The 25235-nt window shown below is 59.3% G+C and carries 22 protein-coding genes; 17 read left to right on the top strand and 5 right to left on the bottom strand.

What is annotated here, in order from left to right:
* Nucleotides 1–101: 101 nt before the first annotated feature.
* Both ACYZT7_RS18870 and gloB read right to left on the bottom strand, forming a co-directional pair.
* Entirely contained in the window at nucleotides 102–1532 is a 1431-nt protein-coding gene (locus ACYZT7_RS18870) for a transglycosylase SLT domain-containing protein (protein ID WP_462037746.1), read from the bottom strand.
* Between the two features lie 99 nt (nucleotides 1533–1631).
* On the bottom strand, nucleotides 1632–2399 hold the full coding sequence (gene gloB / locus ACYZT7_RS18865) for a hydroxyacylglutathione hydrolase (RefSeq protein WP_462037745.1): 768 nt from the start codon (nucleotides 2397–2399) through the stop codon (nucleotides 1632–1634).
* A 65-nt stretch (nucleotides 2400–2464) separates the two neighbouring features.
* On the opposite strand from gloB, the gene ACYZT7_RS18860 reads away from it, so the two are divergent.
* From ACYZT7_RS18860 to ACYZT7_RS18840, 5 genes are all read left to right on the top strand, one after another.
* Nucleotides 2465–3223: a methyltransferase domain-containing protein gene (locus tag ACYZT7_RS18860; protein WP_282380240.1), complete on the top strand. Its 759-nt coding sequence runs from the start codon at nucleotides 2465–2467 to the stop codon at nucleotides 3221–3223.
* A gap of 92 nt (nucleotides 3224–3315) precedes the next feature.
* Entirely contained in the window at nucleotides 3316–3768 is a 453-nt protein-coding gene (gene rnhA / locus ACYZT7_RS18855; protein ID WP_462037744.1) for a ribonuclease HI, read from the top strand.
* 118 nt (nucleotides 3769–3886) lie between these two features.
* Nucleotides 3887–4645 (top strand): DNA polymerase III subunit epsilon, encoded by a 759-nt coding sequence (dnaQ, locus tag ACYZT7_RS18850; protein WP_282380235.1) that lies wholly within the window; start codon nucleotides 3887–3889, stop codon nucleotides 4643–4645.
* Nucleotides 4646–4772: 127 nt separating this feature from the next.
* Complete coding sequence (locus tag ACYZT7_RS18845; RefSeq protein ID WP_462037743.1) at nucleotides 4773–7028, top strand: Orn/Lys/Arg family decarboxylase; 2256 nt, start codon at nucleotides 4773–4775, stop codon at nucleotides 7026–7028.
* Between the two features lie 14 nt (nucleotides 7029–7042).
* Nucleotides 7043–7639, top strand: a complete 597-nt coding sequence (locus tag ACYZT7_RS18840; protein ID WP_462037742.1) for a GNAT family N-acetyltransferase — start codon at nucleotides 7043–7045, stop codon at nucleotides 7637–7639.
* On the opposite strand, the gene ACYZT7_RS18835 is transcribed toward ACYZT7_RS18840, so the two are convergent.
* Nucleotides 7623–8516: a LysR family transcriptional regulator gene (locus tag ACYZT7_RS18835; protein WP_462037741.1), complete on the bottom strand. Its 894-nt coding sequence runs from the start codon at nucleotides 8514–8516 to the stop codon at nucleotides 7623–7625. The two genes, ACYZT7_RS18840 and ACYZT7_RS18835, sit on opposite strands and share 17 nt — an antisense overlap.
* 88 nt (nucleotides 8517–8604) lie before the next feature.
* A complete protein-coding gene (locus ACYZT7_RS18830; protein ID WP_449644615.1) occupies nucleotides 8605–8865 on the bottom strand; it encodes a hypothetical protein in 261 nt (86 codons plus the stop codon).
* Between the two features lie 175 nt (nucleotides 8866–9040).
* Here ACYZT7_RS18830 and ACYZT7_RS18825 point away from each other — a divergent pair, with 175 nt between their 5' ends.
* The gene (locus ACYZT7_RS18825) at nucleotides 9041–9598 is read left to right on the top strand and encodes an NADPH-dependent FMN reductase (RefSeq protein ID WP_462037740.1); all 558 of its coding nucleotides are present in this window, start codon (nucleotides 9041–9043) and stop codon (nucleotides 9596–9598) included.
* Nucleotides 9599–9725: 127 nt separating this feature from the next.
* Here the strand turns inward: ACYZT7_RS18825 and ACYZT7_RS18820 are convergent, their stop codons facing one another.
* Nucleotides 9726–10676 (bottom strand): DUF1853 family protein, encoded by a 951-nt coding sequence (locus tag ACYZT7_RS18820; RefSeq protein ID WP_462037739.1) that lies wholly within the window; start codon nucleotides 10674–10676, stop codon nucleotides 9726–9728.
* Between the two features lie 107 nt (nucleotides 10677–10783).
* Here ACYZT7_RS18820 and ACYZT7_RS18815 point away from each other — a divergent pair, with 107 nt between their 5' ends.
* The 11 genes from ACYZT7_RS18815 to nosZ all read left to right on the top strand — a co-directional run bounded on the left by ACYZT7_RS18815 (nucleotide 10784) and on the right by nosZ (nucleotide 25214).
* Nucleotides 10784–11674, top strand: a complete 891-nt coding sequence (locus tag ACYZT7_RS18815) for an NAD(+) kinase (protein ID WP_010459816.1) — start codon at nucleotides 10784–10786, stop codon at nucleotides 11672–11674.
* Nucleotides 11674–12645, top strand: a complete 972-nt coding sequence (locus tag ACYZT7_RS18810; protein WP_462037738.1) for a metallophosphoesterase — start codon at nucleotides 11674–11676, stop codon at nucleotides 12643–12645. Before ACYZT7_RS18815 ends, ACYZT7_RS18810 begins: the two co-directional genes overlap by 1 nt.
* Nucleotides 12642–13511 (top strand): rhomboid family intramembrane serine protease, encoded by an 870-nt coding sequence (locus tag ACYZT7_RS18805; protein WP_462037737.1) that lies wholly within the window; start codon nucleotides 12642–12644, stop codon nucleotides 13509–13511. Before ACYZT7_RS18810 ends, ACYZT7_RS18805 begins: the two co-directional genes overlap by 4 nt.
* Nucleotides 13512–13538: 27 nt before the next feature.
* Nucleotides 13539–13799: a YeaC family protein gene (locus ACYZT7_RS18800; protein ID WP_449644620.1), complete on the top strand. Its 261-nt coding sequence runs from the start codon at nucleotides 13539–13541 to the stop codon at nucleotides 13797–13799.
* On the top strand, nucleotides 13796–14626 hold the full coding sequence (locus tag ACYZT7_RS18795; protein WP_282380204.1) for a DUF2797 domain-containing protein: 831 nt from the start codon (nucleotides 13796–13798) through the stop codon (nucleotides 14624–14626). The genes ACYZT7_RS18800 and ACYZT7_RS18795 overlap by 4 nt, the downstream gene beginning before the upstream one ends.
* Nucleotides 14627–14636: 10 nt before the next feature.
* On the top strand, nucleotides 14637–17294 hold the full coding sequence (pepN, locus tag ACYZT7_RS18790; RefSeq protein WP_462037736.1) for an aminopeptidase N: 2658 nt from the start codon (nucleotides 14637–14639) through the stop codon (nucleotides 17292–17294).
* Between the two features lie 346 nt (nucleotides 17295–17640).
* The gene (locus tag ACYZT7_RS18785; protein ID WP_462041827.1) at nucleotides 17641–18084 is read left to right on the top strand and encodes a CopD family copper resistance protein; all 444 of its coding nucleotides are present in this window, start codon (nucleotides 17641–17643) and stop codon (nucleotides 18082–18084) included.
* A gap of 116 nt (nucleotides 18085–18200) precedes the next feature.
* Complete coding sequence (locus ACYZT7_RS18780) at nucleotides 18201–19547, top strand: oxygen-independent coproporphyrinogen III oxidase (protein WP_462037735.1); 1347 nt, start codon at nucleotides 18201–18203, stop codon at nucleotides 19545–19547.
* 22 nt (nucleotides 19548–19569) lie between these two features.
* Entirely contained in the window at nucleotides 19570–20958 is a 1389-nt protein-coding gene (hemN, locus tag ACYZT7_RS18775; protein ID WP_462037734.1) for an oxygen-independent coproporphyrinogen III oxidase, read from the top strand.
* 66 nt (nucleotides 20959–21024) lie between these two features.
* Nucleotides 21025–23238 carry a transcriptional regulator NosR gene (gene nosR / locus ACYZT7_RS18770; protein ID WP_462037733.1) on the top strand — a complete coding sequence of 738 codons (2214 nt, stop codon included), beginning with the start codon at nucleotides 21025–21027 and terminating at the stop codon, nucleotides 23236–23238.
* Nucleotides 23239–23291: 53 nt separating this feature from the next.
* Entirely contained in the window at nucleotides 23292–25214 is a 1923-nt protein-coding gene (nosZ, locus tag ACYZT7_RS18765) for a TAT-dependent nitrous-oxide reductase (protein ID WP_462041826.1), read from the top strand.
* The last annotated feature ends 21 nt before the right edge of the window (nucleotides 25215–25235 follow it).

Genomic DNA, 25235 nt, shown 5'->3' with positions numbered 1-25235 from the left:
GCTTGTATCGACAGGAAAAAGACGGGGGCTTAACGCGCCGTTATTTGCTCGGGTGACAGGCCACAACGGACAAAAAAAGCCCCTGAAGTCAGGGGCTCATTTTAGTGCGGCGAATACACCGTCAGCATCTGGCCCGGTTTGAGGGCCTGACCGACACGCGGGTTCCAGCGCTTGAGGTGCTGCATTTCAACGTTGAAACGCTTGGCTACCATGTACAGCGAGTCGCCTTGCTTGACCTTGTACTTTGTCTGCGGCTTCTTGGTGTTGGCCGCCACTACGGTGGTGGTGCGCCCGGCGCTGCGCTTGGTGGTGTCCTGCATGACCAGCGTCTGGCCGACCTTGAGGTTCTTGCCGGTCAGTTTGTTCCAGCGCTGCAGGTCCTTGATATCGACTTTGTTGGCCTTGGCGATGGTGCCGAGGTTGTCGCCGCGTTTAACGCGGTAAGCGCGTTTGAGGCTGGCAATTTCGGAGTCGTCTGCGCCTTCGAATACTGGTTTGAGCGACTTCTTGCTGATCAGCTCTTCAGGACGCATGGTCGAAAGGCTGGTGGTCAGCAGCTGCGCCTTGGACGTCGGCACCAGCAAATGCTGAGGGCCATCGATGGTGGTGCGCTGCTTGAACGCCGGGTTGAGCTGGAACAGTTCGTCTTCGTCGATGTTGGCCACCGCGGCAACTTTGGACAAGTCCATGCGCTGGTTGATTTCGACGACCTGGAAGTACGGTTCGTTGGCGATCGGGTTCAGGTTCACGCCGTAGGCTTCGGGCGCCAGCACCACTTGCGACAAGGCCAGCAGCTTCGGCACGTAGGCTTGGGTTTCGGCCGGCAGCGGCAGGTTCCAGTAATCGGTCGGCAAGCCGAGCTTTTCGTTACGCTCGATGGCCCGGCTGACCGTGCCTTCGCCAGCGTTATAGGCCGCCAGGGCCAGCAGCCAGTCACCGTTGAACATGTCGTGCAGACGGGTCAGGTAATCCATGGCCGCGGTGGTCGAGGCGGTGATATCGCGACGGCCATCATAGAAACGGGTTTGACGCAGGTTGAAGTAACGCCCGGTGGAGGGGATGAATTGCCACAAGCCAACCGCGTTGGCCCGGGAATAGGCCATTGGGTTGTAGGCGCTTTCAATCACCGGCAACAGCGCCAGTTCCAGCGGCATGTTGCGCTCTTCAAGGCGTTCGACGATGTAGTGAATGTAGAGGCTGCCGCGTTCGCCGGCGTTTTCGAGGAAGGACGGGTTGCTGGCGAACCACAGGCGCTGTTGCTCGATGCGCGGGTTGACGCCCAGGCTGTCCTGCAACTGGAAGCCCTGGCGCATGCGCTCCCAGACATCTTGCGGAACTTGTGGAGTCGGTTTTTCGCTGAGCCAGATAGGCTTCTGCTTGGCTCGGGCGGCAATATTCGGAGTGTGTGTCGCTTCGGTCTGCGGCACATGGCTTGAGCAGCCCGCCAATGTGGCGGACACAGCCACCGCAATGGCTTGAGCCAGGCGGGTCAATGCGTCTGAATTGATGGCTTTACGAATAGATGACGACATTGGCTGGAAGTAAGTTCCGGGCAAAAATGTCGGGCGATTCTAGAAAGCGTACCCCCTGCGGTCAACCATTCAGAATTTTTGTACCATCAGGCAGGCCACTTAGAACTTATCTTTCCAAGCACGAAGAGCAGCAAAAACCGCACTCGAAGCCCGGTTATCGGTTCCGTTCCGTTCGTCCATTTTTTCTTTGACGGATGTTTCGCCGACACGCAAAAACGGGTTGGTAAGCTTTTCAAGCGCCAGAGTAGAGGGCAGCGTCATGATTCCGGCTTCACGTTGCGCGGTGACTTTTTCCAGACGTGCGGCGGTGTCCGGATTGCCCGGTTCGACCGTTGCGGCAAACTTCAGGTTGCTCAGGGTGTATTCATGGGTGCAGTAGACCAGCGTATCTTCGGGAAGCGCTGCGAGGCGGGTCAGCGAATGATGCATTTGCTCGGGCGTGCCTTCGAACAAGCGCCCGCAACCGGCGGCAAAGAGGGTGTCGCCGCAGAACAGCAGGCCGTGATGGTAATAGGCAATATGCCCCAGGGTGTGGCCGGGAACGGCAAAGATATCGAAGTCCCAGCCCAGCACGCTGACGCGGTCGTTGTCTTTGAGCGCCACGTCCCGGCCCGGGATGGTTTCGCTCGCCGGACCGTAGACTTTCGCGTCTGTCGCTTTTTTAAGCTGTTCGACGCCGCCGACGTGGTCATGATGATGGTGGGTGATCAGAATATCACTCAACACCCAACCCGGATGCGCTGCGAGCCAGGCCTGCACGGGCGCGGCATCACCCGGATCGACCACTGCGCAGCGCTGGGTGCGGTGGTCTTGTAACAACCAGATGTAGTTGTCGGTGAAGGCGGGCAGGGCACTGATCTGTATCATCGTCGGATTCGCCAAGCGGAAAACAATGGTGCATCTTAGAGCTTCCTGGCGCGTTGGAGAATGCAATGACCGATAAAGCGTTCGCTCAGGCTGATCCTGAGTGGCTGACATTGATCAGCGCGGCCCGTGAATGGCTGTCCGGCCCCATTGGGCAATTTCTGCTGGACGAAGAACGTCGCATGCTCGAAGACGAGTTGGGGCGCTTCTTTGGTGGCTACCTGGTGCATTACGGCCCTTCGGCCCAGACACCGCCGTCGGCACCGCAAGTGCAGCGCAATGTGCGGCTCGGCGCGCCGTTGCCGGGGGTCGAGATTGTCTGCGAAGAACAGGCGTGGCCTTTGAGCGAGCATGCCGCCGACGTGGTGGTGTTGCAGCATGGGCTGGATTTCTGCCTGTCGCCCCACGGTTTGCTGCGTGAAGCGGCGAGCAGCGTGCGGCCCGGCGGGCATCTGCTGATCGTCGGGATCAATCCCTGGAGCAGCTGGGGCTTGCGCCATGTTTTCGCCCACGACGCCTTGCGCAAGGCTCGCTGCATCTCCCCGTCGCGGGTCGGCGACTGGCTCAATCTGCTGGGTTTCGCGCTGGAGAAACGCCGCTTCGGGTGCTATCGTCCGCCGCTTGCGTCACCCGCCTGGCAGGCTCGTCTGGCCGGTTGGGAGCGCAAGGCCGGTGACTGGCAACTGTCGGGTGGCGGCTTCTATTTATTGGTGGCGCGCAAGATCGTGGTGGGCCTGCGGCCCGTCCGTCAGGAGCGGCGCGAACCGATGGGCAAGCTGATTCCATTGCCGATGGCCAAGGTCAATCGTCGCCGCCTTGATCCGTAATACATTTTTTACTTTCCCGGCCGGGTTCGCCCCGGCCTCGGGCATCGTCGATCACTGATTGGCGAGCCGCCGCATTTTCTGGATAGATTGGCATGAGCGATAGCGTAGAACTCTTCACCGACGGCGCCTGTAAAGGCAATCCTGGCCCAGGCGGCTGGGGCGCTTTGCTGGTGTGCAAGGGCACTGAAAAAGAACTGTGGGGTGGCGAAGCCAACACCACCAACAACCGCATGGAGCTGATGGGCGCGATCCGCGGCCTGGAAGAACTCAAGCGCTCATGCGACGTACTGCTCGTGACTGATTCGCAATATGTGATGAAAGGCATCAACGAGTGGATGGACAACTGGAAGAAGCGCGGCTGGAAAACGGCGGCGAAAGAACCGGTAAAAAATGCTGATTTGTGGAAGCTGCTCGATGAGCAGGTCAATCGCCACAACGTCACCTGGAAATGGGTGCGTGGCCACATCGGCCACTACGGCAATGAACGGGCCGACCAATTGGCCAACCGCGGCGTGGATGAAGTGCGCGGTTACAAACAGGCCTGATCCCTGTGGGAGCCGAGCTTGCTCGCGATGAACGATGGCGCGGTGCACCTGAAAGCCCCCGGCGAGCGTGTTAACATCGCCGCTTTTGCACGATTGACCCGTTGAGAGCTGAGCATTGATGGCCACCAGATCCGTTGTACTCGATACCGAAACCACCGGCATGCCGGTGACCGACGGCCACCGGATTATCGAAATCGGTTGTGTCGAGTTGATCGGTCGGCGCCTGACGGGCCGGCATTTCCACGTTTACCTGCAACCAGACCGCGAGAGTGATGAAGGCGCCATTGGCGTCCACGGCATCACCAACGAATTTTTGGTGGGCAAGCCGCGCTTCACTGAAGTGGCCGATGAGTTCTTTGAATTCATCAAGGGTGCGCAGCTGATCATTCATAACGCGGCGTTCGATGTTGGCTTCATCAACAACGAATTCGCCTTGATGGGCCAGCACGATCGTGCGGACATCACGCAGCACTGCTCGATCCTCGACACCCTGATGATGGCCCGGGGACGTCACCCTGGGCAGCGCAACAGTCTCGACGCCTTGTGCAAACGTTATGGCGTCGACAACTCCGGTCGTGAACTGCACGGCGCCTTGCTCGACTCCGAGATCCTCGCCGACGTTTACCTGACCATGACGGGCGGCCAAACCAGCCTGTCCCTGGCCGGTAATGCCTCCGATGGCAATGGTTCCGGTGAAGGGGCAGACAACTCGGCCACCGAAATCCGCCGTCTGCCGGTCGACCGCCAGCCGACGCGGATCATCCGCGCGAGCGAAGATGACCTGGCCCAACACGTGGCACGCCTGGAAGCCATTGCCAAATCCGCCGGCGCCCCGTCGCTCTGGCAGCAACTGGCCGAGGCCAAGGCTCAGGCCTGATTTGCTGGCCACATGATGGTGCATCCGTTGACCCACATCAGGGCATCGCGCTCGCCACAAGCGCTTGAACCCTCTACCCTGAGGTGATTGGCGGACCACGGTCTGCCGCCTCAGGACACTGAGCCCCATGTATAAAGATCTGAAATTCCCGGTCCTGATCGTCCATCGCGACATCAAGGCCGACACCGTCGCCGGTGACCGCGTGCGCGGCATCGCCCGGGAACTGGAGCAGGAAGGCTTCAGCATTGTCTCGGCAGTGGATTACACCGAAGGGCGCCTGGTCGCCTCGACCCATCACGGTCTTTCCTGCATGTTGATTGCGGCCGAAGACGCCAGCACACACTCTCATCTATTACACAACATGGCCGAGCTGATCGGCCTGGCGCGGGTTCGTGCGCCCGACTTGCCGATCTTCGCTCTGGGTGAGCAGGTGACCCTGGAGAATGCTCCCGCCGACGCCATGGCTGAACTCAATCAACTGCGCGGCATTCTTTATCTGTTCGAAGACACTGTGCCATTCCTGGCCCGCCAGGTGGCCCGAGCCGCACGCAAATACCTGGATGGTTTGCTACCGCCGTTTTTCAAAGCGCTGGTGCAGCACACTGCCGACTCCAATTATTCCTGGCACACACCCGGCCATGGTGGCGGCGTGGCGTACCACAAGAGCCCGGTGGGTCAGGCGTTTCACCAGTTCTTCGGGGAAAATACCCTGCGTTCGGATTTGTCGGTGTCGGTGCCGGAACTCGGTTCTTTGCTCGATCACACCGGTCCGCTGGCAGAAGCGGAGGCCCGTGCTGCCCGCAACTTCGGTGCCGATCACACGTTCTTCGTGATCAATGGCACCTCGACCGCCAACAAAATCGTCTGGCATTCGATGGTCGCTCGGGATGACTTGGTGCTGGTGGACCGCAACTGCCACAAGTCGGTGCTGCACTCGATCATCATGACTGGCGCCATCCCGCTGTACCTCTGCCCGGAGCGCAATGAGCTGGGGATCATCGGCCCGATCCCGTTGAGCGAATTCAGCCGCGAATCGATTCAGGCCAAGATCGACGCCAGCCCGCTGACCAAGGGCCGTGCGCCCAAGGTCAAGCTGGCGGTTGTGACCAATTCGACGTACGACGGCCTCTGTTACAACGCTGAGCTGATCAAGCAGCAGTTGGGCAACAGCGTCGAGGTCTTGCACTTCGATGAAGCCTGGTACGCCTACGCGGCGTTTCACGAATTTTTCGCCGGGCGTTATGGCATGGGCACTTCCCGCAGTGAAGACGGCCCGCTGGTGTTCACCACCCATTCCACCCACAAACTGTTGGCGGCGTTCAGCCAGGCGTCGATGATTCACGTGCAGGACGGCGGCGCGCGGCAACTGGATCGGGATCGCTTCAATGAAGCGTTCATGATGCACATCTCCACTTCGCCGCAGTACAGCATCATCGCTTCGCTGGACGTGGCTTCGGCCATGATGGAAGGGCCGGCCGGGCGTTCGCTGTTGCAGGAAATGTTCGACGAAGCGCTGAGTTTTCGCCGGGCGCTGGCCAATCTGCGCCAACACATCGCCGCTGACGACTGGTGGTTTTCCATCTGGCAGCCGCCGTCGGTGGAAGGCATCGACCGTGTTGTCACGCAAGACTGGCTGCTGCAACCCGACGCCGACTGGCACGGCTTTGGCGGCGTGACCGACGACTACGTGCTGCTCGATCCGATCAAGGTCACTTTGGTAATGCCGGGCCTGACGGCAGGCGGCGCCCTCAGCGAGCGCGGGATTCCGGCGGCGGTGGTCAGCAAATTCCTTTGGGAGCGTGGGCTGGTCGTTGAAAAGACCGGGCTGTATTCATTCCTGGTGCTGTTCTCCATGGGCATCACCAAGGGTAAATGGAGCACGCTGCTGACCGAGTTGCTGGAATTCAAGCGCAGCTATGATGCCAACGTCAGCCTCGCGACGTGCCTGCCCTGCGTGGCGCAAGAGAATATCGCACGCTATCAGGGCATGGGCCTGCGTGATCTGTGCGATCAACTGCACGCTTGCTACCGCAGTAATGCCACGGCCAAACACCTCAAGCGCATGTACACGGTGCTGCCGGAAATCGCCATGAAGCCCTCTGACGCCTATGATCAATTGGTGCGTGGCGAAGTTGAAGCGGTGTCGATCGATGCTCTGGATGGGCGGATCGCCGCGGTGATGCTGGTGCCGTACCCGCCGGGGATCCCGTTGATCATGCCCGGCGAGCGTTTTACCGAGTCGACACGCTCGATCATCGATTACTTGGCATTCGCCCGCACGTTCGATAGCAGCTTCCCGGGGTTTGTCGCAGATGTGCATGGCTTGCAGCACGAAGACGAGGGCAATGGGCGGCATTACACCGTCGATTGCATCAAGGCGTGAGGACTTTTCCCAGTATGCAACCGGTCATGAATCCGAAATACCCAGGGCTGTCAGTGCGCGTTGCCGACGACGGCTTTGCCGCTTACATCTGGGGCAGTGATTTCAGTTTTGAAGTCGTGGCCTACGGTGCAGCCGAAATTGGCAAGCCGGTTGAGCAGTGGGTCGTGACACCGATCACGCCCTATCGCAAGTGCTACGGCATCGATCCTGAAGAGTTCAGCAGCTTTCGCGATGCCGTGGACAGCGCGATTTTCATGGCTTATCTCGATGATGAGCCCGTGGGTCACCTGGTGGTCAGCACCAACTGGAACGGCTTTGCCCATATCGACGAGTTGGCGGTGCATGCGCCGGCGCGCCGCCATGGCGTGGCCAAGGCGTTGCTGGATGTAGCGCAGTTCTGGAGCCGCAAAAAGAAACTGCCGGGCATCATGCTCGAAACCCAGAACAACAACCTTGGGGCCTGCCGGCTCTATGAGCGCAGCGGTTACGTCATGGGCGGAATCGATCATCTGCGCTATCGCGGAATCGATCCGAACACCGCCGAAGTGGCGCTGTTCTGGTATCGATTGTTCGATAACCCGCTGGAAACCCTGCCTAGCTCGCCAACATAGCCACGGCTTGTTCCGTGATGATGCCCAGTAAGGCCTGAACCGTCGGTGAAGGCTCGCCGTTCTTGAGGGTCAAGGCGTAAAGATTGATCGGAACAGCAGGCGCCAGCGGGCAGGCATCCAGCCCGGCCGATTTGGCCCCGAGCGCGGTGAAAGGGTCGACGATGGCCAGGCCTTCACCGGCCTCGACCATGCTGCGCATCATCTGGTGAGTCTGTACGCGGGTCTGAATGACTGGGGCAGGGCGCAGGGCATGCAGTTTGTTTTCCAGCGCCGGACTCAGCGGATCATGACCCTCCAGGCCAACCATCGATTGGCCGGCCAGGTCCTGTAGCGAGATGTACTTTTGTTTGGGTTGCAGCCAACCGTGAGGTGCCAGCAGCTGAAGTTTGCCTTGGGCAATCACCTGGTAATGAATGTCGGCGTGATCGGGATCATGCAGGCTCAGGCCCAGATCGCTTTCGCGCAGCAGCAAGCTTCTGACGATTTCGCGGGTGGGTTGACTCAGGAGGGTGCAAGGCGCGTCAGGGAGACGTCGGCGCAGGGCGGCAATACTCTGTGGCAATAACTGCTGTGCCAGGGGCGGCGTGCAGATGATCCGTAAGGGCGGAGCCTGATATTGCTTGAGACTGTTGGCCAGGCGCTGGACCGGCTCGAGCGCTTCATAGACGTGGGCGATCTGGACCTGCAACTCCCGCGCCTCACGCGTGGCCTGCAGGCGTCCACGCACGCTGGAAAACAGCATGAAACCCAACTGATCCTCGGCGTCGCGAAGAATGCCTTCGACTTCGGCCACAGGCAGCTGCAGCCATTCGGCCGCGGTGCCCAGGTGACCGGTCTGCAGGAGCGCCTGGATCACTTCGATATGACGTAAACGCATGCGTGAAGTCCATGTTCAGCAGGTGAGGGAGTCAGTGGCTGAATCCTAACTCAAGTGCGCGCATATGACTTCTGCTCATAACACGCGGTTATGAGGCGACGGTGGTTTCCGGCAAGCTTCCGACATAGGTATCGGGTTCGCGAACGATGGTGACGTCCGATTGCACCAGCAAAAACTGGTTGTCATCGAGCTTTTTGACGCGATCGCCAATGGCCAATTTGTAGGTGGTGACAGGCACCGAGCCAGCAAGGCCGTCTGCCGACGGGGTGGATTCCTGGAACTCATGCACGGAATAGACACGGCCTTCCGCGTCTCTTGCATGGAACTGACCGACGAGTACTGCTGCCATCTGCTTAGAACCTCTGGAGATAAATCACTCAATATGCGGCTCTGTAGACCGTGGTTGGGCGAGGTAAGTTTTCCTACAGGAAAAAAATAGCCAGGGGCGGCGTTTTCAGTCGCCCACTGGTTGAATCGTCATCTATAACTACAAGCTCTTTCCATCGGACAGTCGAGAATCTTCCATGAGCAACGTCTATACGATCGCCGTACTGGTCGGCAGCTTGAGAAAGGAATCGATCAATCGCAAGGTTGCGCTGGCCCTGGCCGACCTGGCGCCTGCCAATCTCAAGCTTACAATCGTCGAAATCGGCGATCTGCCGCTCTACAACGAAGACATCGATGGTGCTTCACCGCCGGCAGCCTACAGCACTTTCCGGCAACAAGTCAGTTCATCCGACGCAGTGTTGTTCGTGACCCCCGAATACAACCGTTCGGTGCCAGCGCCGATGAAGAATGCGATCGATGTGGGTTCGCGTCCCTATGGCAAGAGTGCCTGGAGCGGTAAGCCTGGAGCGGTGATCAGTGCTTCGCCGGGCGCTGTCGGCGGTTTTGGTGCCAACCATCACCTGCGTCAGTCCATGGTGTTTCTGGATGTGCCGTGCATGCAGCAACCGGAAGCTTACTTGAACGGTGCCGGCTCGGCATTCGACGAGGCGGGCAAGCTGTCCGAGACGGTCAGACCGTTTTTGCAAAAATTCATCGATGCCTATGGACAGTGGGTCGAGCAACACAAGAAGTAATGACGCTCATTTAGCCACGGAGTCTATCGCGAGCAAACTCGCTCCCACAGGGATCGTCGCCAAAAGGAGATCAAATAATGTGGGAGCGAGCTCGCTCGCGAAGAGGCCAGCCCAGACGCTACAAAACTCAGCCACTGCCAGGAACGTTAGGCCAAAGATCCGCCACCAGAAACAGCCGCTCGGCTTCTTCCCAATCGCCCTTGGCGTTTTCTGTGAGTCGCACCAGCAACTGCGCAGGTGCCAGTGGCTCCAGATCGCTGAGCCAGGCATTCAGCTGCTCAGTGTTCCAGGTCTGCTCCACCGGATAGTGCGCCGGTGCCAGCCAGGCATGGCGGGGCAGGGGTTGCCAGCGACCGAATGGACGCTGCACGACAAAGTCTGCCCAGTCCTTCTGATGCAGCCAGCTACCGCGCAAATGCTGTGGATGTGCGCCGTTCGGTGGCTCGGCCGGTCCCGGCCACGGATACAGCAAATAGCCTCCCAGCCACAAATGCGCACTGAACTGCTGGATATCCAGCACCGCCAATACTTCGCGACTCTCCGGGCGTGCCGAAATCGGCAATTGATGCTGGGTCAGATGTGCCAGTTTGCGGTCCAGCCGATCGTGGCAGCCGGGGCCGAGCCACTGCGCCGTGTCGTGTCCGTCGCCATTTTGCGGGCCAAGGTAAAGTTTGATCGCCAGTTCCAGATGATGCACGCCGTCGCGATCGCGCAGCAGCATGTCCAGCTCGCCCAGCGTGTGGCCTTCGCGGCGGATCGGCATGTTGGCAGCAATCAGGTCGATACCCGGCGCGTGCCGCACGGCGTATTGCCAGAGGCGTTCGTAGTACAAGCCCAAACGCCGGGTTCTGGCCTGCGCCAGCCAGTGCAACAAGTCATAACTGTCGCGATCGAGTTGCCTGAGCCATTGCTCCAGTCGCTCCGGCGCCTGCACCCAGTCGCTTCCGGCCAGTGGATGACGTTGCGGCCACGAGGTTTCCCCGAGCATCGGCGGAGCGAGGATGACCCACGCCAGATCGCGCACTTCCGGGTGGCGCAACTGGTGGGGTAACTGCAGCAAATCTGGAAATAGGATCATCTTGCGAGCATAGCCCTAAACATGAGTACATCCTTGTGGCTGAAAGGATTTTGTCTATCCTGCGCTTTCGCCCATAATCGTGTTTTTCGCCGCCGCGCAGGAACCCCATGGAGCAATTTCGCAATATCGGCATCATCGGTCGCCTGGGCAGTTCTCAGGTGCTGGATACCGTCCGCCGACTGAAACGGTTTCTGCTCGATCGTCACCTGCACGTGATCCTCGAAGACACCATCGCCGAAGTGCTGCCGGGTCATGGCTTGCAAACCTCGTCGCGCAAGATGCTCGGCGAAGTGTGTGACATGGTGATTGTGGTCGGTGGTGACGGCAGCCTGTTGGGCGCCGCCCGCGCGCTGGCCCGCCACAATATTCCGGTGCTCGGGATCAACCGTGGCAGCCTGGGCTTCCTGACCGATATTCGCCCCGATGAGCTGGAAGTCAAAGTCGCCGAAGTGCTCGACGGCCACTATCTGGTGGAAAACCGCTTTCTGCTGCAAGCCGAAGTCCGTCGCCACGCCGAGGCCATAGGTCAGGGCGATGCGCTGAACGATGTGGTGCTGCACCCCGGAAAATCGACGCGGATGATCGAGTTCGAGCTGTACATCGACGGCCAGTTCGTCTGCAGCCAGAAGGCCGACGGCCTGATCGTCGCCACGCCCACCGGTTCGACTGCCTACGCGCTGTCGGCGGGCGGGCCGATAATGCATCCCAAGCTCGACGCTATTGTGATTGTGCCGATGTACCCCCATACCTTGTCGGGTAGGCCGATCGTGGTCGATGGCAACAGTGAGCTGAAAATCGTCGTGTCCAAAGATATGCAGATCTACCCGCAAGTCTCCTGTGACGGGCAGAACCACTTCACCTGTGCGCCGGGTGACACCATCACTATCAGCAAGAAAGCCCAGAAGCTGCGGCTGATTCACCCCCTCGACCACAACTATTATGAAGTCTGCCGGACCAAGCTCGGCTGGGGCAGTCGGTTGGGTGGTGGAGGCGATTGATGCTCGATCCCGCGCGTAGCTACGACCTGATCGGTGACGTGCACGGTTGCGCTCTGACCCTTGAGCACTTGCTCGACCGGCTCGGTTATAAAAAACACGGTGGCGCCTGGCGGCACCCGTCGCGCATGGCGGTGTTCGTCGGCGACATCATCGACCGCGGCCCGCGGATTCGCGAAGCGCTGCACATCGTTCATGACATGGTCGAAGCCGGCCAGGCGCTGTGCATCATGGGTAACCATGAATTCAACGCCCTCGGCTGGAGCACACCGGCGCCTCCGGGCAGCGGCAAGCAGTTCGTGCGTGAACACACCCCGCGCCATGCCCGCTTGCTGAACGAAACCCTGACCCAGTTCGAAGACCATCCGGCTGACTGGCATGACTTCCTGCAATGGTTCTATGAGATGCCATTGTTCGTCGATGCCGGGCGTTTCCGGGTGGTGCATGCCTGCTGGGACTCGGGACTGATCGAACCGCTACGATCACTGTTCCCCAACGGTTGCGTCGACGAGCACTTCCTCCAGACCTCCGCGGTGCCGGGCAGTTTCGCCTGCACCGTGTTCGACCGCTTGCTGCGCGGTACCGACATGCGCTTGCCTCATGGTCAGACCATGACCAGCGGCGATGGCCTGACGCGTTCGTTTTTCCGCACCAAGTTCTGGGAAGACGACCCGCAAACCTACGGAGACATTGTGTTCCAGCCTGACGCCTTGCCCGAACCCGTGGCCCTGACGCCGCTGTCGTCTACCGAAAAAAACACCTTGCTGCGCTATGGCATCGATGAGCCTTTGTTGTTCGTCGGCCACTACTGGCGCAGTGGCAAGCCGGTGCCGATCCGGCCGAACCTCGCCTGTCTGGATTACAGCGCCGTGCTCTACGGCAAACTGGTCGCCTACCGTCTGGACCAGGAAACCCGTCTCGACCCGCACAAATTTGTCTGGGTCGATGTCGAGCGTCCGGAGGTGCTGCGATGAGTGCCGTTGCCGTTTTACGTCTGCCGCTGGCGGCGGACTTGAGCGGGTTCGTCAAACTGTTGCAGCGCATGCAGGTGCCGCATCGGGTCAGCGAAGAGGCGGGTGAGCAGGTGCTATGGGTGCCGGCCAACATCAGCGAAGACGTGCGCTCGTTGTACGAACGCTTCCCGGCCGGCGATCCCGATCAACAGCTGGACATTCCGGTGGCGAAAACCATCAAGCGCCCAAGTTTCGTCGAGCAACTGCGCCACGCCAAGGCGACAGCGTTCGTGTTGCTGCTGAGTCTTATAGTCGGCGCGGTGACGCTGCTGGGCGAAAACCTCGACACGATGCGCTGGCTGACCTTCCTCGATTTTCGCATTGTCGGCGAGTACATCCATTTCGTGCCCTTGGCCGACAGCCTGGCGGCGGGGCAGTGGTGGCGTCTGGTGACGCCGATGCTGATTCACTTCGGCATCCTGCACCTGGCCATGAACGGCATGTGGTATTGGGAGCTGGGGCGGCGCATCGAGTCGCGCCAGGGCAGTATCAACCTGATCGGCCTGACCTTGCTGTTCGGCCTGGTCTCGAACTACGCCCAGTTTGTTTTCAGTGGTCCGACCTTGTTTGGCGGGTTGTCCGGCGTGCTGTACGGCCTGCTCGGGCATTGCTGGATCTTTCAGCTGTTGTCGCCAAACCCGGCTTATCGCCTGCCGCGCGGCGTGCTGGTGATGATGCTGGTGTGGCTACTGCTGTGCCTGTCCGGGCTGGTCTCGATGATCGGCTTTGGTGAAATTGCCAATGCGGCCCACGTCGGTGGGTTGCTCGTCGGATGCTTGACCGGTTTGTTGGGCGGTTTGTACAACCGCCGTAAACTGGCCGCCTAAATTAGTGATGTAAGCGCGGAGCCCTTGATGTCCTCTTTTAACGAAATGATCCAAAACATTACACCCGATATCTACCAGAGCCTGAAACTGGCGGTGGAAATCGGTAAATGGTCCGACGGTGGCAAACTCACCGCCGAACAACGCGAACTGTCGCTGCAAGCGATGATCGCTTGGGAAATCCAGAACCTGCCTGAAGACCAGCGCACCGGTTACATGGGCGTGCAGGAGTGCGGTTCCAAGTCGATCACCGTGCCGAACATCCTGTTCAAGTCGGATGCCGTCCATTGATCGAGATTGGCCGCGGTGCAATCAGCAAAATGTCGGCGCGCCTTGACGGGCCGAACGTGCAGTACGCGTTTCGTCTGGATGACGTCGAGGTCCCGGTCAATCCATTGATCGGCACCACGGTGCGTCTGGAGTACCTGGGGGCGATTCACTGCTCCCATTGTGGACGCAAGACTAAAACCAGTTTCAGCCAGGGTTATTGCTACCCGTGCATGACCAAACTGGCCCAGTGCGACCTCTGCATCATGAGTCCGGAGCGCTGCCACTATGAGGCTGGCACCTGCCGAGAGCCGGAGTGGGGCGAGAAGTTCTGCATGACCGATCACATCGTGTATTTGTCCAACTCTTCGGGGGTGAAGGTCGGGATTACCCGCGCCACTCAACTGCCTACCCGTTGGATCGATCAGGGCGCCCGTCAGGCGTTGCCGATCATGCGCGTTTCGACCCGTCAGCAATCGGGCTTCGTCGAAGATCTGTTCCGCAGTCAGGTGGCAGACAAAACCAACTGGCGTGCTTTACTCAAGGGCGACGCGGTGTCGGTGAATCTGGCCGAGGTTCGCGATCAACTGTTCGACAGCTGCGCCGAGGGTTTGCAAGGTTTGCAGGAACGATTCGGCCTACAGGCAATCCAGACTATTGCCGATGTAGAAACGCTCGAGATCCGCTATCCGATCGAGCAATACCCGGCGAAGATAGTCAGCTTCAACCTGGACAAGAACCCGATTGCCGAAGGCACGCTGCTAGGGATCAAGGGTCAATACCTGATCTTCGACACCGGCGTGATCAACATTCGTAAATACACGGCCTATCAGCTCGCCGTGCATCAGTAAGGACTCCAGCATGCGCACCGAACAACCGAAGATGATCTACCTGAAAGACTATCAGGCGCCTGAGTACCTGATCGACGAGACGCACCTGACCTTCGAGTTGTTCGAGGACCACAGCCTGGTCCATGCGCAACTGGTAATGCGCCGCAATCCTGAACGTGGCCCGGGCCTGCCGCCGCTGGTGCTGGATGGCCAGCAGCTTGAATTGCTGTCGGTCACCCTGGCCGACAGCGAGTTGACCGCCACCGACTATCAATTGACGGACAACCATCTGACCCTGCACCCGACCAGCACCACCTTCACGGTCGACACCAGCGTCAAGATCCATCCGGAAACCAACACCGCGCTGGAAGGCCTGTACAAATCCGGCACGATGTTCTGCACCCAGTGCGAGGCCGAAGGCTTCCGCAAGATCACCTATTACCTCGACCGTCCGGACGTGATGAGCACGTTCACCACCACGGTGGTTGCCGAGCAGCACAGCTATCCGGTGTTGCTGTCCAACGGCAACCCGATTGCCTCAGGTCCCGGCGAAGACGGCCGGCACTGGGCGACCTGGGAAGATCCGTTCAAGAAGCCTGCCTACCTGTTCGCGCTGGTGGCCGGTGATTTGTGGTGCGTCGAAGACACCTTCACCACCATGACCGATCGTTCCGTGGCGCTGCGCATTTATGTCGAGCCGGAAAACATCGACAAGTGCCAGCACGCCATGAACAGCCTGAAGAAGTCGATGCGCTGGGACGAAGAGGTCTACGGTCGCGAGTACGACCTGGACATCTTCATGATTGTCGCAGTCAACGACTTCAACATGGGCGCCATGGAGAACAAGGGCCTCAACATCTTCAACTCCAGCGCCGTGCTGGCCCGCGCCGAAACCGCCACCGACGCCGCGCACCAGCGGGTCGAGGCGATCGTTGCGCACGAGTACTTCCATAACTGGTCGGGCAACCGCGTGACCTGCCGCGACTGGTTCCAGTTGTCGCTCAAGGAAGGCTTCACCGTGTTCCGCGATTCCGGTTTCTCCGCCGACATGAACTCGGCCACCGTCAAGCGCATCCAGGACGTGGCGTACCTGCGGACCCACCAGTTCGCCGAAGACGCAGGTCCCATGGCCCACGCTGTGCGCCCGGACAGCTTCATCGAGATTTCCAACTTCTACACCCTGACCGTGTACGAAAAGGGTTCGGAAGTGGTCGGCATGATCCACACCTTGCTCGGCGCCGAAGGCTTCCGTAAAGGCAGCGATCTGTACTTCGAGCGTCATGACGGCCAAGCCGTGACCTGTGACGACTTCATCAAGGCGATGGAAGATGCCAACGGCGTCGACCTGACCCAGTTCAAACGCTGGTACAGCCAGGCTGGCACACCGCGCTTGGCGGTCAGCGAGTCCTACGACGCGGCGGCGAAAACCTACAGCCTGACGTTCCGCCAGAGCTGCCCGGCAACCCCGGACAAGGTTGAGAAGTTGCCGTTCGTGATTCCGGTGGAATTGGGCCTGCTGGACGCCAAAGGTGCGGCCATTGCGTTGCGTCTTTGCGGTGAAGCCAGCGCTCAGGGCACCTCACGGGTTATTTCGGTGACTGAAGCCGAGCAGACTTTCACCTTCATCGACATCGCTGAACAGCCATTGCCTTCGTTGTTGCGTGGCTTCTCGGCACCGGTGAAACTGAGCTTCCCGTACAACCGCGATCAGCTGATGTTCCTGATGCAACACGACAGCGACGGCTTTAACCGCTGGGATGCCGGTCAGCAACTGTCGGTGCAGGTCCTGCAAGAGTTGATCGCCCAGCAGCAGAAGGGCGAAAAACTGGTGCTGGATCAGCGTTTGATTTCTGCCTTGCGCACCGTGTTGTCGGACGAAACGCTGGACCAGGCCATGGTCGCGGAAATGCTCTCGCTGCCGGGCGAGGCGTATCTGACCGAAATCAGCGAAGTCGCTGACGTTGACGCCATTCACATCGCTCGCGAGTTTGCTCGCAAGCAATTGGCAGAAGGTTTGTTCGAGGCGTTGTGGCTGCGTTATCAGGCCAATCGCGATCTCTCGAAGAAAACCCCGTATGTGGCTGAGGCCGAACACTTCGCTCGTCGCGCGTTGCAGAATATCGCGCTGTCGTACCTGATGCTCAGCGGTAAACCGCAAGTGTTGACGGCGACGCTGGAGCAATTCGAGACGAGCGACAACATGACCGAGCGCCTGACGGCGTTGGCGGTGGTGGTCAATTCGTCGTTCGAAGAAGACAAGGCTACGGCACTGGCGAGTTTTGCCGAGCACTTCAAGGACAACCCGCTGGTCATGGATCAGTGGTTCAGTGTTCAGGCGGGCAGTGTGTTGCCCGGTGGTCTGGAGCGGGTCAAGGCGTTGATGCAGCATCCGGCGTTCAACATCAAGAACCCGAACAAGGTGCGGGCACTGGTCGGCGCGTTTGCCGGGCAGAACCTGGTCAACTTCCATGCGGCCGATGGTTCGGGGTATCGGTTCCTGGCGGATCTGGTGATCGAGTTGAACGGGTTTAATCCGCAGATTGCCTCTCGCCAATTGGCGCCGCTGACTCGCTGGCGCAAGTATGACGATGCGCGTCAGGCGTTGATGAAAGGTGAGCTGGAGCGGATTCGTGCTTCGGGTCAGTTGTCGAGCGATGTGTTTGAAGTGGTCAGCAAAAGCCTGGCCTGAGTTGGGGCTTGTTTCCGCAGGGGTGTATATCCATTTCTGCGGTAACGGCCACTTAGGGTTTCAAACGAGGTCCGAAGGTGCTCAAGTCCAGAGAATGGCTGGAGGGTAAGGCAGTGAATGCCCACGTGTCGACGGATCGGGTGCTCAAAGCCGCGAAAGTCAAAAGACCTTGAAGGGCTGGCTGTAAGAGCCACAGCATTACACGGTGAATGGGGGTTTGCGGGTTTCTTGATCGGTGTCAACCGCATGGCCAGGCGGGCTCTGTAGTCTCAAGAGACCGACAGCCAGTGCGCTAACCCCAATGTTCGCCGTAGCGCGGGTTGCCTTGACTCAAGGCGAAAACACCATGATCTATCCGCTGATTCTGACCTTGCACCTGTTTGCCGCGCTGATCTTCATCGGCACGGTGTTCTTCGAAGTCCTGTTCCTGGAAAGCATCCGCAAACAGTTACCCGCCAAGGTGATGCTGCTGGTGGAGCAGGGCATCGGTCGCCGGGCTCGCTCGCTGATGCCGTGGGTGCTGCTGGTGTTGTTCGGTGCGGGGCTGGGCATGGTCTGGTTGCGTTATCTGCCAGCCCTTGCCTCACCACTGGCCTCATCGTTCGGCACCTTGCTGGCGTTGAAAATCGCGGTGGCCGTGAGCGTGCTGCTGCATTTCCTGGGCGCCATGTTTTTGTTCAAAAGCGGCCGAATGAACCCGCGCTACCTTCACTTCATCCATGGCAGCCTGTTTTGCCACATGGTCGTTATCGTGCTGCTGGCCAAGGGAATGTTTTACCTGACGTGGTAATCGAGTCTGACCGGTGGTCCGTTGTGCAGACACTTCGCTTGCGCTTGATGCAAATCAAGGAGCATTGATGGTCAGACCCGCAGACTGAAGATCCGCAGCCAGTCTCGGAGACCGTCATGCTCGATTTATTTCACAATCCCGGCGAGTTGATCGCTCGGTGCGATCAAGGCGTGCTTGACCCCAACTGTCATGCCGACACGCAAAAATTTCATGACGGTATTGGCTCTCTGGATCTGCTTCGTGCACTGCGCGTCAGCCGCCAGAAGTGCCGTCCGCTGTCCCTGAACGTGCAGCTGCCTTCCAGCCTCAAGCCGTCTTCATGTTCCCCGCGCGATATCGCCGGCGAGCACAACGGTATCGAGCAGTACCTTCAGCACCTGGAGCGTGAAATCGACCTCGTCGGTTGTCACCTGGGTGCGGAGCAACGGGTCGAGCAGTTTCATCTGGGGGGCGGAACACCAACGGCTGCCCATCTGGAGCGGCTGATGAATTATCTGCGTGGCCGGTTCAACTTTCTAGAGCATGAGTGCGGCGACTACAGCGTCGAGGTAGACCTTCACCCTACCGACTGGTCGACCATGGGGTTGCTGCGCGACCAGGGATTCAATCACGTCAGTATCGGCGTTCCGGACATCGACTCCGACTGTGACAGGTCGGTGGTCTGCTACCAGAACCCGGCGCCGATCCAGTCGCTCATGGATGCCGCGCGCACCTTTGGCTTTCGATCCATCAACGTTGATCTGGGCTTTGGCCATGCCTGGCAGACGCCAGACAGTTTTGCGCTGAAGTTGGCGAGCATTATCGAGCTGGAGCCGGACCGGCTGATGGTGTTCGACTATGCCCGGCCACCACGCCGCTATCGGCCGGTACGCGGTGACAACGTCAGAGAGCTGTGCAGCCAGGGCGATAAAGGCGCGATGCGCCAGATCTGCTTTGAGCAACTGATGTGCGCGGGTTATCACTACATCGGTCTGGGGCAGTTTGTCCGGCCTGATGATGATCTGGCGGTCGCCCAGGAGCGAGGCCGGTTGCGCCGTACCTGTGAGGGTTTCTCCCGTCACGGCTATTGCGATCATGTTGGATTCGGTTTGGGCGCCATCAGCCAGATCGACGATTTGTACACGCAAAACACCCACGAGATTAAACGTTACCAGCAGCAACTGGACATGAAGCAATTGCCGACGTGCCGAGGCTGGCGCTTCGAGGCGGGGGATCAGATCAGGCAAATGGTCATGGAGCGTCTGGCGTGTGATCAGGAGCTGGATATCCGCGCCATCGAGAGGCGCTATGGGCTGGTTTTTTCAAAGTACTTCTCCGCTGTCTGGCCATTGCTGGAGCAATTGAGTCGGGATGGGTTGATTGAATTGTCAGACCGTTTCATCAGCATTCTTCCCGCCGGTCGGCCGGAAGTGGATGCTATCTGCAACCTGTTTGAAAAGGATTTGGGCGGTGCGAGGCATTAACCCCATTGCGAGTTGATCGATCATGAACACGACATTTGATTTCAATCGCGCCTTGGTCGAAAAGTACGACCGCCCGGGGCCGCGCTATACCTCTTACCCCACGGCGCCGCAGTTTCACCAGGCGTTTGCCGTTGACGACTATCAGCGTGCCGCCCGTGACAGCAATCAGGTGGCCGCGCCGAAACCGCTGTCGGTATACATCCACATCCCGTTCTGCAAAAGCCTTTGTTACTACTGCGCCTGCAACAAAATCATTACCCAGAAAACCCATCGCGCCGTTGAGTACCTGAAGTATCTCAAGCGTGAAATCGCGATGCAGGCGGCCTTGTTCGACAGCTCCCGCAAACTCACTCAGTTGCACCTGGGGGGCGGCACGCCGACCTATTTGACCAGCGAACAGCTGGCGGACTTGATGGACTGCCTGCACCAGGCGTTCAACATGGATGACAGCGATGACCATGAGTTTTCCATCGAGGTCGACCCGCGCACCATCAGCACTGAGCAGATCCAGTCGTTGCGCCAGTTGGGCTTCAATCGCCTGAGTTTCGGCGTGCAGGATTTCGACCCCGACGTGCAGGCAGCGGTCAATCGCCAGCAAAGTGAAGAGCAGATTTATGCGCTGGTGGCGGCGGCGCGCGAGGCGCAATTCAAGTCGATCAGCGTCGACCTTATCTATGGTCTGCCACTGCAAACCGTGAACAGTTTCGACGTCACCCTCAGCAAGATCATCGCGCTGCGTCCGGACCGGATTGCCGCCTACAGCTACGCGCATCTGCCGGAGATGGTCCGCGCGCAACGGCTGATTCGTCCCGCCGACATGCCGCCACCGGAGCGCAAGCTGGAACTGCTCGAGCTGACCATCCGCCGTCTGACCGAGGCCGGTTACGTCTATATCGGCATGGATCATTTCGCCTTGCCGGATGACGAGCTGGCGCTGGCCCGGGCCAATGGCACGCTGCAGCGTAACTTTCAGGGCTATTCCACCCATGCCGACTGCGATTTGATCGGCCTTGGGGTGTCGTCGATCGGCAAGGTCGGCGACAGCTACAGCCAAAGCGTCAAGGAGCTTTCGCAGTACTACGCCCGTATCGATCAAGGGTTGTTGCCGGTGCATCGCGGTTACCGCTTGAACGCCGACGACCTGCTGCGCCGCGAGGTGATCAGCGACCTGATGTGCCATGGCCGTATCGCGTTCGACAAGTATGAGGCGCGTCATGGCATTCGCTTCACCGAGTACTTTGCCGAGGCGCTGGCGCAGTTGGGCGAGCATGTGCGCGATGGGTTGCTGCAGATTCACCGCGACGAATTGGTGCTGTTGCCACAAGGGCATTTGATGATGCGCAGTGCCGCAATGGCGTTTGATGCCTATCTGGGTGGTGAACAAAAAGGCCAGTTTTCACGCACGGTCTGAGACAGCGTGTGCTCTATGGACTCAAGTTGATCTCAATCAAGGGCAGGGGGCGCAACGCTCCCTAACATGACCGAAAGCCCTTTCGAAATCAGCGAACCCATGACAATCCATCAGCCTTCGATACACGCCAACCTGCGCGCCTGGGGCGTCGGGCTGGTGGTTCTGCTGATGCTGATGCTCGCCACCTTCGAAGGAGCGCAGGCCAAGCAATACGGTGACATCGAGCAGCAGCGCATCGAAAAAACCTACCCTCAGACCGATTCCGTTTCCGCCCCCGAAGGCCGGTTCAAGGTGCGCACGCTGTCCGCCGCCGGCAAGGTCATCGGTTATGTGTTCCAGAGCCTGGACGTGGTGGATATTCCGGCCTACTCAGGCAAACCGATCAACACCCAAGTGATTCTCGACACGACCGGCATGATTCAGGATGCCTATGTGCTGGAACACCACGAGCCGATTCTGCTGATTGGCATTCCTGAGGCAAAACTTCACGGGTTCAGCGCCAAATACAAAGGGATCAAGGTCAGCCAACGGGTTGTCGTCGGCCATTCCAGTGACCCGAATGCGGTCACCGTCGATGCGATTGCTGGCGCAACGGTCACGGCGATGGTGGTCAACGAGGTCATCATGCGCGCGGCCCACGATGTCGCCGTATCTCTCAAGCTGGTCGAGGACACGGGCGGTGTGGCGCGCAAGCCCGCCACCGTGCGCCAGGACTTTTTCGAGCCCGCCACCTGGGAACAACTGACCGGCAACGGCGCCATCCGCCGCTTGAACCTGACCCGTGGCCAGGTCGACGCCGCCTTCAAGGGCACCGAAGCTGAAGGTGTCGACAACGCCCGTGCCGATCAGGTTGATGAGACCTTTATCGAGTTGTACACCGCCGACTTGAATCCACCGACCATCGGCCGCGCGCTGCTGGGCGACAATCAATATCGCTTCCTCATGCAAGACCTAAAGCCAGGCGAGCAGGCCATCGTGGTGCTGGGTCGTGGGCTGTTTTCCTATAAAGGCTCGGGGTATGTGCGCGGCGGGATTTTCGATCGGGTGCAATTACGCCAGTTCGGGAATGTCATCAGCTTTCGCGACATGGACCATCAGCGGCTCTCCGACGTGTTTGCCAAGGGCATGCCGGAATTTACTGAAATGTCGATTTTCATTGTGCGCGAACCAGCGAAGTTTGATCCGGGTTCGCCCTGGTCCCTGGAATTGCTGGTGCGTCGTCAGACCGGGCCACTCAGTGGCACGTTCAGCAGCTTCGAACTGCCTTATCAATTGCCCGAGCCGTACCTTGAACGGCCACTGCCCAGCGCCGAAGAACTGGCCGCCATCGAGGAAGCCAGCCGGCCGATGTGGTTGACCATCTGGTATCAGAAACACTTCCAGATCGCCGTACTCGGGGCTGCGTTGCTGCTGCTGACGGCCATCCTGTTCCTGCAAGACAAGTTCACCCGCCGGCCGCATTTTCTGCACTGGCTGCGCCGTGGTTACCTGGTCTTTACCGTGGTATTTATCGGCTGGTACGCGCTGGGGCAGTTGTCAGTGGTTAATGTCCTGACCTTCGCCCATGCGCTGTTCGATCATTTTCGCTGGGAGCTGTTTCTCACCGATCCGCTGATTTTCATGCTTTGGGTTTTCGCCGCCGCGAGCATTCTGCTGTGGGGGCGTGGCGTGTTCTGCGGCTGGCTGTGTCCGTTTGGCGCCTTGCAAGAGTTGATCAACGAGGCCGCGCGCAAGCTGAAAATCCCTCAATACGAACTACCGTTCGCGGTCCATGAACGGCTGTGGGCGATCAAATACATCATTTTACTGCTGCTGTTCGGCATCTCCCTGGAATCGATGTCCACCGCCGAACTGTTCGCCGAGGTGGAGCCGTTCAAGACTGCCATCACCCTCAGGTTCGATCGCCAGTGGTGGTTCGTGCTCTACGCGGTGGCGCTGCTGGTCATCAACCTTTTCACGCGCAAAGTCTATTGCCGCTACATCTGCCCCTTGGGTGCGGCGCTGGCGATTCCGAGCAAATTTCGCCTGTTCGACTGGCTCAAACGCCGCAAGGACTGCGGCACACCCTGCCAACTGTGCGCCAAGGAATGCGAGATCCAGGCAATTCATCCCGATGGCCGGATCAATGCCAACGAGTGCCACTACTGCCTCGATTGCCAGATGACTTACCAGAACGACAACAAGTGCCCGCCGCTGATCAACAAGCGCAAGAAGCGCGGCAAAGCGGCACCCGCTCCTGTGCAACTGATACCTGTCGTGGAAGTGACCGCTCTGGAATGAACCCCGCGAGCGCCTGTCCGCAGTGACCGTTTTTATCCCTTCAAGGAAAACACCTGATGAACGACACAGAATCCAAAAAAGTAGCTGAAGTGCCGGAATCGTCCGGCCTCAGCCGCCGCGGTTTCCTCGGCACCAGCGCGGTGACCGGCGCGGTACTGGCTGGCGCTACAGCCCTTGGTGGCGCAGTGTTCACCCGTGAAACCTGGGCGGCTGCGGCCAAGGACGCGCAATCGAAAACCCACGTCGGGCCGGGCGAGCTGGACGAATACTACGGTTTCTGGAGCGGCGGCCATCAGGGCGAAGTGCGGATCATGGGCATTCCGTCGATGCGCGAGTTGTTGCGTGTTCCGGTGTTCAACGTCGATTCCGCCACCGGTTGGGGCCTGACCAACGAAAGCAAACGGATCATGGGCGACAGTGCGCATTTCCAGAATGGCGACTGCCACCATCCCCATTTGTCGATGACCGACGGCAAGTACGACGGCAAATACCTGTTCATCAACGACAAGGCCAACAGCCGCGTTGCGCGTATCCGTCTGGACATCATGAAGTGCGACAAGATGCTCACCGTGCCCAATGTGCAGGCGGTTCACGGGCTGCGCCTGCAAAAAGTGCCGCACACCAAATACGTGTTCGCCAATGCCGAATTCGTCATCCCGCACCCCAATGACGGCAGCACCTTCGATCTGCAGGACAAGAACAGCTACACCATGTTCAACGCCATCGATGCCGAGAAAATGGAAATGGCCTTCCAGGTCATCGTCGACGGCAACCTGGATAACACCGACGCCGACTACACCGGCAAGTATGCCGCTTCGACCTGCTACAACTCGGAGAAGGCCTACGATCTGGGCGGCATGATGCGCAATGAGCGCGATTGGGTAGTGGTGTTCAATATCCAGCGCATCGAAGCGGCAATCAAGGCCGGCAAGTTCATCACCCTGGACGGCTCGAAAGTGCCGGTGGTCGACGGTCGAAAAACCGAGGGCAAGGACAGCGCGTTCACGCGTTACATCCCGGTGCCGAAGAACCCCCACGGCCTCAACACCACGCCCGATGGCAAGTACTTCATCGCCGCTGGCAAACTTTCGCCGACCTGCACCATCATCGCCACCGCGAAGCTGGACGATCTGTTCGACGACAAATTCAAGGACCCGCGCGACGTGGTGGTCGGTGAGCCGGAGCTGGGTCTGGGCCCGCTGCACACCACCTACGACGGCCGCGGCAATGCCTACACCACGCTGTTTATCGACAGCCAGGTGGTGAAGTGGAATGTCGAAGAAGCCATTCGCGCCTACACCGGCGAGAAGGTCAACTACATCAAGCAGAAACTCGACGTGCAGTACCAGCCGGGCCACAACCATGCGTCGCTGACTGAAACCAGCGAAGCCGACGGCAAATGGCTGATGGTCCTGAGCAAATTCTCCAAAGACCGCTTCCTGCCGACCGGCCCGTTGCACCCGGAAAACGATCAGTTGATCGACATCTCCGGCGAGGAAATGAAACTGGTGCACGACGGTCCGGCCTTTGCCGAACCCCACGATTGCATCATGGCCCGCCGCGACCAGATCAAGACCAAGAAAATTTGGGACCGCAACGACCCGTTTTTCGCCGAAACCGTGGCGATCGCCGCCAAGGACGGGATCAAGCTGGAGACCGACAACAAGGTCATCCGCGACGGCAACAAAGTGCGCGTCTACATGACCTCGATGGCCCCGGCCTATGGCCTGCCGGAGTTCACCGTCAAGCAGGGCAACGAGGTCACGGTGACCATCACCAACATCGACCAGATTGAAGACGTGACCCACGGCTTCGTGATGACCAACCATGGCGTGAGCATGGAAATCAGCCCGCAGCAGACCGCATCGATCACCTTCATCGCCGACAAGGCTGGCCTGCATTGGTACTACTGCAGCTGGTTCTGCCATGCGCTGCACATGGAAATGGTCGGCCGCATGAAGGTCGAGAAGGCCTGACCGTTGCCCATCGACAAGAGC

This window comes from Pseudomonas sp. RT4P38, from assembly GCF_054897765.1.
The sequence above is the reverse complement of the archived record's forward strand: the minus strand, read 5'-3'. Positions and strand labels throughout refer to the sequence as shown.